The following is a 16,159-nucleotide window of genomic DNA, read 5'->3' on the forward strand; positions in this document are numbered from 1 at the left end:
AATTGATAATTGACAATTGACAGTTGTCAATTGTCAATTATTCATTGTTTTAACTATCTTTTTAAGTTTATTATTTCTTGAAGGATTTCGTCTCCAGTAGTTATCATTTTTCCAGCCGCTTGGAAAGCTCTACTTGCTACAATCATATCTGTAAATTGTTCTGCTAAATCAACGTTTGACATTTCAAGCATACCTTGATTTGTTGAGCCGTAACCACTTGAGTTATCATCTTCGATTGTTCCAACACCACTCTTAATAACAGCTTCACCTGAGTTTACAGAAGCACTATACATATTTCCACCATTCTTAGTTAGACCTTCTGCATTTCTAAAAGAAGCTAATGCTATTTGGCCAAGTGCAGCAACTCTACCATCCTCTAAAACACCGTTAATAATACCATTTATATCTATAGTAAAACTCTTAACTCTCAATTCTTCATCTGAGCCCGGCATTTTAACTTTTTCAGGAATTCTTAAAGTTTTTAATTCACCATCATAAGCTTTTAGATCTAAAGTTGCATCTACGAAATAAACATTCCCATTATCATCTATACTTTCTGCTGGGGTACCTCCAGTTATTATTCCTGATGGACCGTTTGTAGTAATAGTATTTAAATTTGCATTATCAGAAGAAACTTTTACACTTTGTGATATTCCTGCTTTAGATAAAGCTTTATTTACTGCTACTTCAATTTGTGCAGTTGTTAAAGCATTTTCAGTTGTAAAATCTCCATTAATTGTGATTGTCTTAGTATTATTATCTACTTCTGCTGATGTAACTGTACCAGCATCTCTTGTACCTATAACAAATCTATAACCATTTAATTGAGAACCAGGTCCAAAATTAAACTTTAAACTGTTATCAACATCATCTATTGTTACTTCCCCTGGTGAAAGTGCTGTTGGAGTTTTTGAATTGTCATCATTAGTTAACGAATATCCAAGTATTCTATAACCATTAGCGGTTAATAGGTTCCCTTCTTCGTCTAATGTAAAAGCTCCGTCTCTAGTATAGAATATTTCACTAGCTGATTCTACGCCTTGTGCAACAAAATTATGTGTTCCTACCTTATGATTTACTTTCAAAGAATCATCAAATACTGTTGGCCCTTTACTTACCATAAAGTAACCTGTACCATCGATTGCAACATCTAAAGCTCTGTTAGTAGGCTGCATTGAACCTTGAGTCATAATATTAGCAATACTAGCCAATTGTACTCCAAGACCAACTTGTTTAGCATTTGTTCCCCCTTGCTTAATTGAAGGAGCCATTGCATCAGAAATATTTTGACTTAACATATCACTAAATCTTGCTGTTGAAGATTTAAATGCTGTTGTTCCTACATTTGATATATTATTACCTATAACATCTAGTTTAGTTTGATTTACTTTCATACCGCTAATCCCGGAATATAATGATTTTAACATAATTGACCTCCTAAATATTTTATTTTCTTACTTCTGTCATTCCATAAGAATAAGCTTCCTATTTTAGGTCCAGCTTATAAAAGAACTACACTATCAACATTTGTAAAGATATTCTCCTTTGATCTTTCCTTTTCAACCGCAGTAATTAAGGTCTTATTTTCAATGCTGGCTATCAATGCTACATCTTTATATAACATCACTGAATTTCTTGAGCCCTTATTTTCAGCCAGCTTAAAACCTCTGCCAATGGCCTTCATATCTTCAGAAGTAAAATTTAGACCACTTAATCTTTCTGCAGCATGTTTAGATATTGTGTAATCACTTTGAGTTTTAGTTATTTCATTTTTTAAAACATCATTGAAATTTAACTTATCTTTTTTATTTAAATTACTAGCACCAGCATCCTCTGGCAATTGAAAATTACCAACAGGATAAGCTCTGCCATTTATTACTCTAAAGCCCATGAAATCACCTGCTTTTTACTCACTATTAAATTATCAACTATAATTTTATCCCTACAGCTCTTCAACACTTCCTACAGCCTTAGTAATTTTCTCAAAATTAAATTCTTTAATTTCACCAGTTCCATCTAATTTAACTCTAACATTTATTGTGTTTCCGTCTCTTAATACTCCTAGAACTTGTCCAACTAAATTATTACCATCATCATCTTTTTCGCTTAATTCTACAAATTTATTAATAAGTGAAGTTGCTGTTAAAAAGGATGTATTTCTATTAAGATTTATTAATGAAGCTTGAGTAGTATCTTCTACATCTAATACTGAAGCAACACTGGACAAATCAAAATCCTTATATACATTTTTTCCATCTTCATTAACTTCAACAGATATGGTTGTTCCATAAGCAGTAGTTGTAACCGCCCTTACTATACCCGTATATTGAACACCTTGATTATCATATGCATTTAATACAACTCCTCTTCCAATCATTGCATTATTTGCATAATTTGTCATAGTACTATTTAAATTACTCAATTGTTCCATTTGTGCAAATTGTGCCATTTGTGTAACATATTGAGTTGAATCTACATTTCCAGTAGGATCTAGATTTGAAAGTTCTGCTGCAAGAATAGTTAAGAATGCATTTTTATTCATTTCTTCGCCTGGTTTTACAATTCTAGTTCCTCTGTCAGTTGCTCTATTAATATTATAATTATTTATACTAGTAGTCATTATCTCCCTCCTAAGCTAGGATATTTAAATTATTATCCATTATCTGAAGATCTATTTCTTCTTCTAGCTCTCCTTCTGAATATATTCCAGTAACTTTATTATCAGATTTTTTATTTTGCGAAGAAGAATTTTGCTTTTCACCACTAAAGAATGTAGTATCTTCATTGTAAATATTTATTGATACCTCTTGAATTTTTATATTTTGCTCTTGTAAATTATTTCTTATTTCTTGAAGATTTGCATTTAACAAATTATAAGTTTCCTTAGAAGTAGCTCTAAGTTCTGCCTTCATTATACCTTCTTCCGAAATAATTTTAATTGTTAGTTCTCCAAGTTCCTTAGGATAAATCTTAATACTTAATTCTTCCATATTATTCTTAATCATGTATTTAACACTTTGAATAATATCAGAATTAAAAGTATGCCTATAGATTCCCTTCGGCTCAACAATAATTTCACTAGGATTTTGAATAGATTTATTAACTGAAGCTAATAAACTAGCAAAGGAATTCTTATCATCTTCTCCTAAAATCTTTAATAATAGCTTATCTTCTTCAGCAATTTCATCCTTTAAATTAAATTCATATCCATCTTCATTAGCTTCATTATTAGAAGCTATCCTTATGGATATAGGAGACATTAACTCATGAGAATTATCAAACTTTGAAGCTTCCTCATTATTTTTAATAGAAGTTAAGGCCTTCATTAATTCTGTCTTTTCATCCTTATTCATAGAATTAACCATAGAAGTTATATCTTCTTGTGAAAGTGAATTAACTATCTCTATTAACTTATCATTAAGGTTATCAACTTTTAAATTAAATGCAGTGTCTTCTTCTAAAGAATTATTATTTTCTAATGCCTCTATTAATAAACCTTTAATTATTTCTAAATTATCAATAATGCTTGTTGCTTCATTTAAATTAGAATTTTTCTTATCTAAATTAGCTGCTATATTTATTGCATCATTTAAAACAGCACTATTCCTTTCATTCCCATAAAATAGTTCATTTAGTATTCCTTCTATACCATTATCAATAATTTGATTGTTATCATTGAAAATACTTTCTCCGTTAATATCGAAATTTGTAATAAAAGATTTATTATCATTTTCTACATTGATATCAAGACAATTACTATCACTAATAATTAAATTATTATAAGAATTTTCATTGATAGAATTGTCATTATAAAGTAAATTAGATAATAAAATTAATACATCTGAAATACTTTTTAAATCTACTTCCTCTTCATCAAAATTTTCATCTATAACCTTAACTACTTTTTCGATAACTTCTTCCAGAGACTTCTTATCAACAACAATTTCTTTTTCAACTGTATCTTGTTTTAATTCATTTTTTTCTCTAGACACAACTGCTTTTTCGCTTTTGAATTTAATCCCTCTTTCATTAACTTCCTTGTTCAATAAGTCATTAAAGCTATTTTTATCCTTAATTTCATTATTTGAGATTTTAGAGCTATTTGATTTTAAATCTGTATTTTGAATATTAATTTTAAGCTGATTTAATATATCTAAGTTCACCATTTTTTCACCTCCTTTCAAAGTTAATTGTCCAAAGACAATTAATAATTCACCCTTTAAGATGCATAATGCAAAATCATGTTAACATTAATATTTAATTGTGAATTGATTTGTTATTTCTAACGTAAGCATACAATGCCATTTCATCTAGCTGTAATTGCTCAATCCTGTCTAATTCTTTATAATATGCCACTTTCTTTTTTTCTTTCAAAATATCAACTGTTTTTCTTTCAATTTGCTTCTCTATTAATTCTTTTCTTTTTATATCAAGTTCTTTTGTTTTTGCAATAAGTTCTTTTTCTGTTTGTTCTATTCCTTTATTTAAGGCGAATAAATAATTTTTTTTAATTTTTTGATATATCAAGTCTTCACCTGGACGAATACCATTGTATTTTTCATAATTTTCTTTTAGAGCATCCAGCCTTTGCTCAGTTTCCTGCTTCTCTTTTTGAGTTTTAGTGAATTTTCTTTTACTTTCCTCTTCTTTTTCTTTTCTTATATCAAGAAGTTTTTCTAAACTGAATTTGAATTTTTGTGCCATTATTTATCACCTTTTAATTATTAAATATTGAAATTAAATTATTAATAGAAGTATTAAAATCACTCTTTTCTTCTATACCCTGTTTTAAGAATTTGTTTATACTTTCAATATACTTAATTGCTAAATCTATTTTCTTATTGCTTCCTTTTACATAGGCTCCTAAATTAATTAAATCCTCGGCATCTTTATAAGTAGCAAGTAAATCTCTCGCATAGGAAGCCGAAACTTTATGCTTCTCTTCTGCAATATTGGACATAAGTCTACTTATACTATTTAAAACATCAATAGCCGGATAATGGTTCTTGTGCGCTAAAGCTCTAGATAAAACAATGTGTCCATCTAAAATACCTCTAACAGCATCTGCAATTGGTTCATTAAAATCATCTCCATCAACCAAAACAGTGTAAAAAGCTGTTATAGATCCTTTATCCGATGTACCTGGTCTTTCCATAAGTTTAGGCAGCTTTGCAAACACAGAAGGAGTATATCCCTTTTGAGCTGGAGGTTCCCCTATTGCTAGTCCAATTTCTCTTTGAGCCATAGCAAATCTTGTTACAGAGTCCATCATAAGTATTACTTTTTTACCTTGATCCCTAAAATATTCCGCAATAGCTGTAGCTGTTAAGGCTCCTTTTATTCTAATTAGAGCTGGTTTATCAGAAGTTGCACAAACAACTACTGATTTTTTCATTCCTTCTGGCCCTAAATCTTTTTCTATAAACTCTAATACTTCCCTACCTCTTTCTCCAATTAGAGAAATAACATTCACATCTGCTTCTGCTTCTCTAGCAATCATCCCAAGAGTTGTACTTTTACCTACACCTGATCCCGCAAAAATACCAATTCTTTGTCCTTCTCCAACCGTTAAAAATCCATCTATTGCTCTTACACCAGTTGGAAGAATATCTTTAATTCTTTTTCTTTTCAAGGGATCTGGCGGCTGGTTTTCCAGGGGATATCCTACACCATCAATTATTTTTTCCTCAGTAAGAGGGTTACCTAGTCCATCTAATACTTTTCCTATAAGTTCATCAGAACATCTTACTTCAAGAGGCCTTCTTTCTGGAACAACTCTACACCCTGGTGATACACCAATAAGCTCCCCTAAAGGCATAAGTAGGACTGCATCTTCTCTAAAACCTACTACTTCACACTTGATAGGTTGATTATCTAAGTTATAAATTGTACAAAGTTCTCCAACAAAAGCCTTTACTCCTTGTACTTCTATTGTAAGTCCTATAACCTGCTTAACAGTCCCCTCCTGATATTTTGTGTAAACTTCTCCAACTCTTTTTTTTATTGAATCAAAATCTATATACATAATGCCTCACCTAAATTATTTAAATAATGCTTCTTCTAATTTTTCTAAAGCTATATCCATTCCTATAACTGCTTTTCCAGACTTCTTTTCAATAATAGCATTACCTTCTTCCATTAATGGATCCTCTAATATGAAAATCTCCCCTTTAATTGAATAAGCCTTTTTATAATATTCAATTTTATCTTCGATAGGCTTTATATGAAGCTTATTGCATCTAATTATAATATTTTCTTCATTTTTAGATTCATTTAGTATATCTTCTATTAATGGCATAATGCCTTCATCTTTTTTTAATTCTCTTCCAGCAATGGCTTTAGCCATTTCAAAGGCTAATTTAACTATTTCTTTTTCTTTTTCATTTATATATCTTTGATATTCAGCATTTGCTAAAGCTAATATTCTTTCAGCATTTTCAATCTTTTCTTTCACTTTATCTTTTGTTTCTTGTTTTACTCTTTCAATGCTTTCTTTATAGCCTTTATCAAATCCATCTTCATAACCATTTTGTTTTCCTTGAACATAGCCATTTTCATAAGCTTCTCTTTCTATTTCAACGGCATTACGTCTACTTTCCATTAAAATTGATTCAGCATCAGACTTTGCTTTTTTTATTATATCTGCTCCTAACTTTTCATAACTTGCCTTAATATCAATTTCAATTTCTTTTGATTTATCTACTTCTTCTTCTCTTTTTTTTCTCACATAATTTGTTTCAATTTGTTTATTATTACTAGCTACAGCAACCTTATTTTTAATAAGATTATAAGATAATTGCATCTTCGCCACCTCTTGAAATTATTATTTCCTGAGCATCATCCAATCTTCTAATAATTGAAACAATCTTTTGCTGAGCTTTTTCAACATCCATTAACCTAACAGGTCCTAAGAATTCCATATCTTCCTTAAGGGCAGCAGCAGCTCTCTTAGATTGATTTCTGAAAATTGCATTAGCAACTTCATCAGAACATCCTTTAAGAGCAAGGGCAAGTTCTTTACCATCAACCTCTCTAAGAACTCTTTGAATTGATATATCGTCAAGAGTAACAATATCTTCAAATACGAACATTGAGCTCTTAATTAAATCTGCTAATTCTGGATCTTCTCTTTCTAAACTTTCAGTAATATTCTTTTCTGTAGTTCTATCCACTTGATTTAAAATATCAACTAAAGATTCTACTCCTCCTAAAGAAGTCATTTCACTTCTTACTACGCTGCTTAGCTTACTTTCAAGTACCTTTTCTATTTCTTTAATAACCATTGGAGATGTATTGCTCATAGTTGCAATTCTATAGGCAACTTCACTTTGCGTTTCTTCTGGTAATTCTGCTAACACCTGTGCTGCTCTATCAGGTTGAAGATAACATAAGATTAAAGCTATAGTTTGAGGATGCTCGTACATAATTACATTTAATAATTGATGAGCATCAGCCTTTCTTGCAATTGCAAAAGGTCTATATTGTTGTGTTGCTTCAGTTATTTTTTCTAATATTTCTGAAGCTCTTTGTGTTCCTAAAGCTTTAGATAATAAAGTTCTGGCATACTCAATACCACCCTCAACTATATAATCCTGAGCCCTATTCATCTCCAAAAATTCATCTAATATTTCTGTTCTTTGTTCTGAAGTTACAGATGTTATATTAGCAATTTCATAGGTAATCTTTTGTATATCACTTTCAGGAAGCCTCTTTAAAATAGATGATGATGCTTCAGGTCCTAATGTTATAAATAATATGGCAGCTTTTTGTATTCCAGTTAATTTATTATTATCTCTTGCCATAACATCACCTACCTATCATTTTCATTTAACCAAGACTTTATAATTTCAGCTACTTGCTCTGGCTTTTCTGTAGCATATTTCTTTATTTCATTTTCTATGTGGGTTTTTGGACTAACAACATCAAGATCTAATTTTGGTAGTTCTTGTGTTTTTACTGCTGTATCATCTATGACTACATCTAAAAGATTTTTCTTTTCTTCTTCTTCATTGCTTCTTCTGGCTTTTCTTATTCTCATTATTATAGTTATAATTATTCCAATCAGTACAACTAAACCTAGTCCACCATATATCATTAATTTTTTCATTCTTTCCTGCTCTAATAATTCATTAATTGCATCAATATCATCTTGATTGTCTTCTTTACTTAAGGCGTCAAATTGCATTCCTGTAACAGTTATAGAATCTCCTCTTTCTTTATTAAGCCCTATTGCATTAGCTACTGCATTTTCAATAGCAGTTTGTACATTTTGATCTAAATTACCATCAACAAATACTGTCGCAGTTAATCTTTTTACTTCTCCTGGGGCACTTATAGTTTGAATTTCAGTTTTTCCAGTTTCATAATTAGTTGTAACTTCTTCTCTTGAGGATGTATTTTCACCTGAATTTCCATCTTCATCTATAGTATTTCCCATATTATTATCTATAGGACTCTCACTAATATTTCCTTCTGTAGAATTACTATTTTCCTTTATTGTTTGTTGACTTATTATAACCTTATTAGGATCAATAATTGTTTCAGTTTTTTGTTTTGAATCAAAATCTAAGTCAACATTAACTGAGGTTGTAACTTTATTTTTCCCAACAACAGGTTCTAATAACTTCTTAATTGAATCTTCTAATTCTTTTTCATACTTTTTCTCTAAATCAAAATGTGCTTGAATAGTCTCAGAACTTACCTCTATTCCCTCTGAAGTTTCTAGACCTTCAGTTAATAAATTCATATTACTATCTATAACTTGTACATTTTCTTCAGGAATATTTGAAGAACTTGCTGATACTAAAGCAACAATTGACTTAACTTGTTCTTTTGTTAAACTGTTTCCAGCTGCTAATTTTATGTAAACAGCTGCCTTACCTGGCACTTTATCTTCAACAAAAACAGAATCCTTTGCAGGGGTTATATGTACTCTAACTGTTTCTACTTGCGGAAAACTTTTTATAGTTTTTTCCAATTCTCCTTGATGAGCTCTTAATTGTTTTAAATTAAATTCTTCTTCTGTCATTCCAAAGGAACCACCGTTATCTAATAGTTCATATCCCACGCTTCCACCAGATAATTTAGGTGCTAATTCAAGCCTAAGCTTGTCTACTTCATTCCTTGGAACTAAAATACTTTGTCCCTCCACCTTCATATCTACACCTAAATCGGTTAATTGTGCCACAATATTCTGTGCATCAGTTGGATCTAGGTTAGAAAATAACACCTTGTACTTATTGGCAGAATTGTAAAAAAACAATGAAGCTATAGCTATTAATAAAGCAATAAGGGCAACTATTACTGCAATTCTTACACCTTTACTAAACGCTTTATATTTCTCCAATAGCTTATTGAACATTTCTTTAAGCTTATTCATCAATAGCACTCCTTACTCTTACAATTGCATGTTGGTTAACTCTTTTATCGCATCTACAACTTTATTTCTTACTTGTATTGCTAATTGAAGTGACATTTTAGCTTCTTCCATACTAAGAACCATTTCATGTACTTCTACATCACCACCTGCAATAAATTCATTAGTTATGTTGTCAGCTTCTATTTGCTTTTCATTTAGTTTATCTAAATTATCTTTTAAAATACTTTCAAAGCTTTTATTATTCCCTTCATTTATTTTTTCATTTAAATTATTTATATTGTTATTAAATATTTCCTGTGAAGGAACAAACTTATTTATTATCACTTAACTCCCTCCCCTATTTACCAAGCTCTAAAGTTTTCATAAACATACTTTTAGTAGCATTTAATGTGTCTGCATTTGCTTCATAAGATCTAGAAGCAGCAATCATATCTGCCATTTCATTTAATATATTTACATTAGGCATAGTTACATAACCATTTTCATCCGCATCAGGATGGGCTGGATCATATACTTGTTGGAGAGGCGAAGTATCTTCAACAATTCCTACAGCCTTAACTCCCTTTATTCCCTTTTCTTTATCCAAGTTTTCTTGAAAAACTGCAATTTTTCTAACGTATGGTTTCCCATTTTCTCCCCTTGTAGTGGTTGCATTTGCTATATTAGATGTAATTGTATCCATCCTTAGTCTTTCTGCAGAAAGCCCACTTGCACTAACTCTCATCGTATTGAATAATCCCATAATTATTAATTACCTCCTGATATTACACTTTTTGTCATTGTTAATTTTGAATTAGCTTGAGTAATTAAAGCATTATACATCATAGTATTTGCAGCTTGATTTACTTTTTCCAAATCTAAATCAACATTATTTCCATCTTGACGCATGCTTGTACTATTATCTTGCTCTATAGAAATTAAAGATTTATCATTCTTACCACTAATATGTTCAATATTAGTCTTCTTTAATGAAAGTTTATTTTTTTCATTTGTTAAATTTTCTTCAAATGTAACATAAGATTTTTTAAAGTTTTTTGTGTTAATATTTGCAATATTATTTGCTATAACCTTCCCCCTTAAAGAAGAAGCGCCTAGCCCTAATTTTAACATTTTATATGTGCTATCATTATTATTAATATTCATAAATTTCTCTCCCTAAAAATTATATAGTATTATAAAATATTTTGTCGTTTTCAATTATATATTATCATGTTTCATTATACTATCTTTTGTAGAATAATTGCTATTGTTTTATAAATTATTAATTAAATTTTATCATATTTTATTATAGTTTAATAGAAATTATTTTTCTATAAAAAAATACACAGAAATAATCAACATATTTTTACAATATAATGTTAATATATGTAAATTCGTTCTTTTTAGTTGAATTTTTTACATTTTTTTGATATTTTATTGCAATATTTTCTATAATTTTTATTAAAATTAAATATTTTTTACCAAAACAACAAAAAAACGTTATGCATTTTTTTGCATAACGTAGTAACTTTTTTATCTTTTACTATTAAGTTTATACTAATTCTAAATATAATCATTATTAGCATATATTATTTCATATTTTCTAAAACTCTCAAGACATCTTGAGGAAAATTGTTAGATTGATGCATTAAGGCTGTAGAAGTATCTGAAAGAATAGATGTTCGCGCAAAATCTGCCATTTCTAATGCAAGATCTGCATCACTTATTCTACTTTCTGCATGTTGTAAATTTAATGTTGTTTCTTGGATATTTTCATAACTTGTTTCCAATCTACTTTGAATAGCTCCAAACTTACTTCTAATAGAATTTACTATATTTATTGCACCATCTATGGCTTCCAAAGATTTACCGATTCCGTTATTTATATCTAAACTTCCTCCAAAAATATTTTCAGATGTAATATTATATAAAGGTATTTCCATATTATCTCCAACATTTGCTCCTACCATATGTTTTAATGTAGTCGGATTATTATTATCAGAACTTTTATTGCTTAATAATTTTACTCCATTAAATTCTGCATTTGAAGCCATTTGATCTATACTATCCTTTAACTGATTTATCTCATTTTGAATTATTTGTAAATCTTCTTCACTATTAACTCCACCTGCCTGAACTGTAAGTTCTTTTATTCTTATTAAGGACTCATTCATAGAAGATAATACTCCATCTGCAGCTTGTAACATAGATATTCCATCTTGAATATTTCTCTCAGCCATTTGTATTCCCTTAAGCTGTATCCTAAGGTTTTCCCTTACTCCCATCTTATTAGGATTATCCTTAGATGAGTTAATCTTACTTCCTGTACTTATTCTATTCATTATTTTAGATTGAACATCTAAATTCTTTTTATATCTGTTATATATATTTAGCGAATCCATATTTTGAAGTAATCTCATAATATCTATCTCCTATACTCATATTTTAATCTATTTTTATTATCGGTAAATGTATTTAATTCTTAACATATATATTAATAATTATTAAAATAAAATATCTATTTTCTAAATAAGCACCTTTAATTTCAATTTTTTTTATATGTATTCGGAAAAGCTATACACCCTATAAATATTGCAATTATTGTTGGTATTACCCATGAAAATCCTATATTGGATAGAGGAATAAAATTCAAATTTACTTCTGGAATTACAGATAATAGTCCAAAAATTAATGAAGTATATGTAGCAAGCCTAATTGCATTTATATTGTTTATTAGCTTATTTAATAAAGAAGTTACAATTAAGGTAATAGATACAGGATATAAAACATTAAGTATTGGAACAGATAAAACAATTATTTTATCGACGCCTAAGGTTGCAATAACTAAGCTTATTATAGATATTATTATAGCATTAAATTTATAGGTTAATTTGCCCTTTGATACTTTTTCAAAGAATTCTGCTCCAGAGGTTAATAATCCTATTGATGTGGTTAAACATGCTAAGCCCATTGCTACTCCAATTAATATTGGTCCTAAATCTCCCAATATATTTCTGGATATTAATATTAAAATTTCTGTTTTTCCAACATTCTTAAGTGTTAAATTTACAGTTTGTGCTCCAATAAATGTTAAACCTCCATAAACAAAAGCAAGTCCAATTCCTGCAATAATACTTGATTTTAATAACATTGAAGGCATCTCTTTATTATTATATCCTTTAACTTTTAAGGATTTTGTTATTATTCCTGCAAATAAAAGTGCTGCTATAGCATCCATCGTTTGATACCCTTCTAATAAAGATGAAGAAAACACATTAACAGCATTAGTAGAAACAATCTTGTCTATAGGAATAAGTAACCCTTTAATAATAATAAATCCAAGTAATATTATTAAGGTTGGAGTTAGATATTTACCAAGAGTATCTATAACAGAACTTTTTTTAAAAACAAAAAATATATTAATTAAAAAGTATATTACCATTGCTAATAAGGCCGGTACCTTTGGAAAAAATGGGTTTATTGCAAGTTCATAGGTTGTAGCAGCAGTTCTAGGTATTGCAAGCATAGGCCCTATTGCAACAAACAATAAAATAGTAAGTATTATCGAAAAATTCTTTCCTATTTTATTTGAAATACTATCAAAAGTTCCATCTCCCATAGAACATGAAACTATTGCTAAAAGAGGAATGCCCACTCCAGTAATAATAAAACCTATAATTCCTAATAAAAATTGGCTTCCTATTTTGTTTCCTAAATAAGCAGGAAAAATCAAATTACCTGCACCAAAAAACATCGAAAACAATGCAAATCCAATAATAGTCGCATCTTTAGTATTTTTCTTCATTTCATATTTCCTTTCTTTTTTAAAATACAGATATTATTATAGAATAATTTTGTACTAAAATATAGATAATATTTATGATTTATTATATTTAAAAAAGTTACTAAAAGCATGTATACTTTTAGTAACTTTTTTTCATTATCTTATTAATATTAAATTTTCTATTCTTATCACAAATATAATATTATTAATTCTTCAATATATTAATTTAATGCTCTTTGCATATGACACTTTTTCACTAAATTTATATAAAGCAAAACATATTTAATTTCACTTTATTATAACTAAACAATTCCTTTGCTTTTAGGATTTAAAACACTTCTTTTTATTTCTTGGTATACTTTTTCTCCACAAGTCCCATCAATATTGGCATATACTTTTGATGCTATTCCCTTTCGATTAACAGCAAGAGGATCATAGCCTTTGGCAAATTTCTTTACTAATTCATACCATGGTTCATCCTGATTATAAAAATAATAAAATGCGTTAGATGGCACTAATGAATTATTTGGTAAAGTTTTATCTAAAAATATAACTTTTTTTTCTGTTAATAAATATGATCTAAGTAATGATCCATCGCTTGAAATTAATACATCCGCAGCTTTTAACGCTGGCAAGTAATCATCAGTTTCATCTAAAATTATATTATTATACATTCCCATTTCACTTTTAATATACTTTTCTGTTAAATCAATATAATATTTTGCTAAGCCTGGAGTATATTTTAAAATAGAAACTTTAGTAAGGGGATGTGGTCTCCAAATTACTACACTATCTTTATCCATATTTGAAATATTTAAAATATTTGATAATACTGTTACTGATAAAAATGGATCAATAGCAAAAAACATACATCCAGTATTTAACAAATAAACCCTCTTCCCATCAATTTTTTCTTTCCATCCCTCAGGATAAGCAACATCTTCCTTAAGAGATTTAACCATTGCATCAATTTTGGGTGATCCAAGAGCAATAACTTTTTCCTTCGGAACACCATCCAATATCGCAGCTTCTCTTAAAAATTCATTTGCAACAATAATTTTATCTACATTATCTATAGAAGGTAACGAATATGCTAAACGCATTTCTCCTTTTTTCGGAAGTATGAATGATGAAATATGATAAGGAATATAAACTAGCATATCTGTATATTTTTTTAAATTAGTTGTAAAATAATATTCATGAACACGTGTTAGTGTATTATAATTATCATAAATATTATGAACAAATATAATATCTGGTTGCTCAACTTCAAGATTATAATCCTTAAAATAGGTTATTTCTACATCATTAGGAAATCTATCTCCTTCGTAAACAAGCCTATCTTTATCTCCCGAAAGTTCATAATATGGTATCGGTACAACATGCACAACACAATTTTTATCTTTTTTAGCAGCTTCATATACACTAGAAAGACTATCCCACATAGATGCTTTATATGGGAAAAAAACTATATTCAATTCTTCTTTAACTTCTTCCTTTAATATTTCTTTTAACAATAATACTTTATCTGTTAATTCTTTGACAGATAACTCATTTATTAAAGTATAATCCTTTAAAAATTCTTTAAAAAATACATGAATACTTTGTAATTGCATCACTGTTTTTTTAGGGTACTCATCTTCTTTATCTAATTGATGCAAAATTGCATTAACAGCAGCTTCACAATCTAAAACAGCATCTAAAGGAGATTGCAATTTATGTAAAACCTCTAACATTTCTAATACAGTATCTATTAAGTCTAAAATTCTCTTTTTTGTTTTCAAAAACATAATAATCCCACTTTCAATATTAATTAATTAGCTATACAGCGTATAAAACAGTTTCAATATCATGATTACTATAATGTCTAATATAAAACTTATAATCAGGCACTATACTTTGTAAATATAAAGGAATTTCTAATATATCTTCTGGTTTATGATAAATACAAATTGCAAGTTTAGGTCTATTTTTTACTATTATATTTTTTGCACCTTTTAATCCTTGAAGTTCAGCCCCTTCAATATCCATTTTTATAAAAGATATTTTTTCTTCTGATAATATATTATCTAAACTAACAACATGAATTTTTTCACAACCTTCTTCTGAAATTGAAGAACTACTATTTCCTTCTTTATTAAAATAAAGAGTATCATTTTCACTCCATAAGCCATAGTTATAAAGTTCTATTCTGTCAATTTTTCGTTCCTTAATAACATCCTTGCAGTTTAAATAATTTAAATAATCTGGTTCAAATGCATATATTTTTTTATAATTTTCATTACACCATTTTTTAAATAATAATGATGTATCACAATTAAAACTACCTGCATCAATAAAAATTTCGTTTTCTTCAGGTAAAATAAATGTATCATCAAAATATTGTTTCTCAAATAAAATTTTCAAATCAAAATTTATCTCATAATTAATAATATGCTTATCAGGAAATCCTTTTGAAATTAATTCATTGTACACTTCCTTAGAGTTATTTTTTATGCCTATAATAACAAAATCATTTTTATTTTTATCAATTAATTCCTCTGGTGATATTACTTTTAATCCACAAAAATTATTTTTTTGCTTTTGCATATCCTTATCACAAAAGCAGTGCCAATCTATGTTCCTAAAAATATCAAATAAATAATTACCTTGTCTTCCTGCTCCATAAATAATAAGTTTACTAGATTTATTTTCCTCTTTAATTTTCTTAATCATGTGATAAAATTTTCTTAATTTATAAACTTCATTTGTATCGAATTCAGATAAAAGTTCAATCATATCAAATAAGTAATCATAATCACCAGTTAAGTTATACAAAATTCTTAATGAAAATATTTTTTTTGATTTTTCATCAGCTAAACTATTATATACTTTTTTAGCTTTTAAAAATATTTCATCCAACTTATAATCGATTATCATCTTTTATTTTCCTTTCTTTAATTCATTTAACATATTTATAATCTTTTCTTATCTAAATACTCACTCCATAAATCTCTGTATTTAACAAGAAATTCTTA

At 28.3% G+C, this 16,159-nt stretch carries 16 protein-coding genes; all 16 read right to left on the bottom strand.

Going from position 1 to position 16,159, the window contains the following annotated elements; all coding sequences use genetic code 11:
• Nucleotides 1–53: 53 nt before the first annotated feature.
• The 16 genes from BEN51_RS06295 to BEN51_RS06370 all read right to left on the bottom strand — a co-directional run bounded on the left by BEN51_RS06295 (nucleotide 54) and on the right by BEN51_RS06370 (nucleotide 16,061).
• A complete protein-coding gene (locus tag BEN51_RS06295; protein WP_119865231.1) occupies nucleotides 54–1,427 on the bottom strand; it encodes a flagellar hook protein FlgE in 1,374 nt (457 codons plus the stop codon).
• Nucleotides 1,428–1,501: 74 nt separating this feature from the next.
• A complete protein-coding gene (locus BEN51_RS06300) occupies nucleotides 1,502–1,891 on the bottom strand; it encodes a TIGR02530 family flagellar biosynthesis protein (RefSeq protein ID WP_119865232.1) in 390 nt (129 codons plus the stop codon).
• A gap of 51 nt (nucleotides 1,892–1,942) precedes the next feature.
• Nucleotides 1,943–2,620: a flagellar hook assembly protein FlgD gene (locus tag BEN51_RS06305; protein WP_119865233.1), complete on the bottom strand. Its 678-nt coding sequence runs from the start codon at nucleotides 2,618–2,620 to the stop codon at nucleotides 1,943–1,945.
• A 10-nt stretch (nucleotides 2,621–2,630) separates the two neighbouring features.
• Entirely contained in the window at nucleotides 2,631–4,166 is a 1,536-nt protein-coding gene (locus BEN51_RS06310) for a flagellar hook-length control protein FliK (RefSeq protein ID WP_119865234.1), read from the bottom strand.
• 91 nt (nucleotides 4,167–4,257) lie between these two features.
• Complete coding sequence (gene fliJ, locus BEN51_RS06315; RefSeq protein WP_119865235.1) at nucleotides 4,258–4,704, bottom strand: flagellar export protein FliJ; 447 nt, start codon at nucleotides 4,702–4,704, stop codon at nucleotides 4,258–4,260.
• 13 nt (nucleotides 4,705–4,717) lie between these two features.
• The gene (gene fliI / locus BEN51_RS06320; protein ID WP_119865236.1) at nucleotides 4,718–6,025 is read right to left on the bottom strand and encodes a flagellar protein export ATPase FliI; all 1,308 of its coding nucleotides are present in this window, start codon (nucleotides 6,023–6,025) and stop codon (nucleotides 4,718–4,720) included.
• Between the two features lie 15 nt (nucleotides 6,026–6,040).
• Nucleotides 6,041–6,802: a FliH/SctL family protein gene (locus BEN51_RS06325; RefSeq protein WP_119865237.1), complete on the bottom strand. Its 762-nt coding sequence runs from the start codon at nucleotides 6,800–6,802 to the stop codon at nucleotides 6,041–6,043.
• Nucleotides 6,786–7,802 carry a flagellar motor switch protein FliG gene (fliG, locus tag BEN51_RS06330; protein ID WP_119865238.1) on the bottom strand — a complete coding sequence of 339 codons (1,017 nt, stop codon included), beginning with the start codon at nucleotides 7,800–7,802 and terminating at the stop codon, nucleotides 6,786–6,788. The genes BEN51_RS06325 and fliG overlap by 17 nt, the downstream gene beginning before the upstream one ends.
• 8 nt (nucleotides 7,803–7,810) lie before the next feature.
• A complete protein-coding gene (fliF, locus tag BEN51_RS06335; protein WP_119865239.1) occupies nucleotides 7,811–9,379 on the bottom strand; it encodes a flagellar basal-body MS-ring/collar protein FliF in 1,569 nt (522 codons plus the stop codon).
• A gap of 18 nt (nucleotides 9,380–9,397) precedes the next feature.
• Nucleotides 9,398–9,703, bottom strand: coding sequence for a flagellar hook-basal body complex protein FliE (gene fliE, locus BEN51_RS06340; RefSeq protein WP_119865240.1), 306 nt, complete (start codon nucleotides 9,701–9,703; stop codon nucleotides 9,398–9,400).
• 13 nt (nucleotides 9,704–9,716) lie between these two features.
• A complete protein-coding gene (gene flgC, locus BEN51_RS06345; RefSeq protein WP_119865241.1) occupies nucleotides 9,717–10,121 on the bottom strand; it encodes a flagellar basal body rod protein FlgC in 405 nt (134 codons plus the stop codon).
• Between the two features lie 5 nt (nucleotides 10,122–10,126).
• Nucleotides 10,127–10,522 carry a flagellar basal body rod protein FlgB gene (flgB, locus tag BEN51_RS06350; protein WP_119865242.1) on the bottom strand — a complete coding sequence of 132 codons (396 nt, stop codon included), beginning with the start codon at nucleotides 10,520–10,522 and terminating at the stop codon, nucleotides 10,127–10,129.
• A gap of 425 nt (nucleotides 10,523–10,947) precedes the next feature.
• Nucleotides 10,948–11,778, bottom strand: a complete 831-nt coding sequence (locus BEN51_RS06355) for a flagellin N-terminal helical domain-containing protein (protein ID WP_119865243.1) — start codon at nucleotides 11,776–11,778, stop codon at nucleotides 10,948–10,950.
• A 125-nt stretch (nucleotides 11,779–11,903) separates the two neighbouring features.
• Nucleotides 11,904–13,163 carry a branched-chain amino acid transport system II carrier protein gene (gene brnQ, locus BEN51_RS06360; protein WP_119865244.1) on the bottom strand — a complete coding sequence of 420 codons (1,260 nt, stop codon included), beginning with the start codon at nucleotides 13,161–13,163 and terminating at the stop codon, nucleotides 11,904–11,906.
• A 281-nt stretch (nucleotides 13,164–13,444) separates the two neighbouring features.
• A complete protein-coding gene (locus tag BEN51_RS06365) occupies nucleotides 13,445–14,932 on the bottom strand; it encodes a hypothetical protein (protein ID WP_119865245.1) in 1,488 nt (495 codons plus the stop codon).
• Nucleotides 14,933–14,963: 31 nt separating this feature from the next.
• Entirely contained in the window at nucleotides 14,964–16,061 is a 1,098-nt protein-coding gene (locus tag BEN51_RS06370) for an FkbM family methyltransferase (protein ID WP_119865246.1), read from the bottom strand.
• Nucleotides 16,062–16,159: the final 98 nt, after the last annotated feature.

It is taken from the genome of Clostridium isatidis, from assembly GCF_002285495.1.
Taxonomy (GTDB): domain Bacteria; phylum Bacillota; class Clostridia; order Clostridiales; family Clostridiaceae; genus Clostridium; species Clostridium isatidis.

Coding starts and splice junctions, on each gene's coding strand:
- flgB (WP_119865242.1), bottom strand. CDS start 10,522: ATGAATATTAATAATAATGATAGCACATATAAAATGTTAAAATTAGGG.
- brnQ (WP_119865244.1), bottom strand. CDS start 13,163: ATGAAGAAAAATACTAAAGATGCGACTATTATTGGATTTGCATTGTTT.
- fliG (WP_119865238.1), bottom strand. CDS start 7,802: ATGGCAAGAGATAATAATAAATTAACTGGAATACAAAAAGCTGCCATA.
- BEN51_RS06295 (WP_119865231.1), bottom strand. CDS start 1,427: ATGTTAAAATCATTATATTCCGGGATTAGCGGTATGAAAGTAAATCAA.
- fliJ (WP_119865235.1), bottom strand. CDS start 4,704: ATGGCACAAAAATTCAAATTCAGTTTAGAAAAACTTCTTGATATAAGA.
- BEN51_RS06325 (WP_119865237.1), bottom strand. CDS start 6,802: ATGCAATTATCTTATAATCTTATTAAAAATAAGGTTGCTGTAGCTAGT.
- fliI (WP_119865236.1), bottom strand. CDS start 6,025: ATGTATATAGATTTTGATTCAATAAAAAAAAGAGTTGGAGAAGTTTAC.
- BEN51_RS06310 (WP_119865234.1), bottom strand. CDS start 4,166: ATGGTGAACTTAGATATATTAAATCAGCTTAAAATTAATATTCAAAAT.
- fliF (WP_119865239.1), bottom strand. CDS start 9,379: ATGAATAAGCTTAAAGAAATGTTCAATAAGCTATTGGAGAAATATAAA.
- BEN51_RS06300 (WP_119865232.1), bottom strand. CDS start 1,891: ATGGGCTTTAGAGTAATAAATGGCAGAGCTTATCCTGTTGGTAATTTT.
- BEN51_RS06370 (WP_119865246.1), bottom strand. CDS start 16,061: ATGATAATCGATTATAAGTTGGATGAAATATTTTTAAAAGCTAAAAAA.
- flgC (WP_119865241.1), bottom strand. CDS start 10,121: ATGGGATTATTCAATACGATGAGAGTTAGTGCAAGTGGGCTTTCTGCA.
- BEN51_RS06365 (WP_119865245.1), bottom strand. CDS start 14,932: ATGTTTTTGAAAACAAAAAAGAGAATTTTAGACTTAATAGATACTGTA.
- BEN51_RS06355 (WP_119865243.1), bottom strand. CDS start 11,778: ATGAGATTACTTCAAAATATGGATTCGCTAAATATATATAACAGATAT.
- BEN51_RS06305 (WP_119865233.1), bottom strand. CDS start 2,620: ATGACTACTAGTATAAATAATTATAATATTAATAGAGCAACTGACAGA.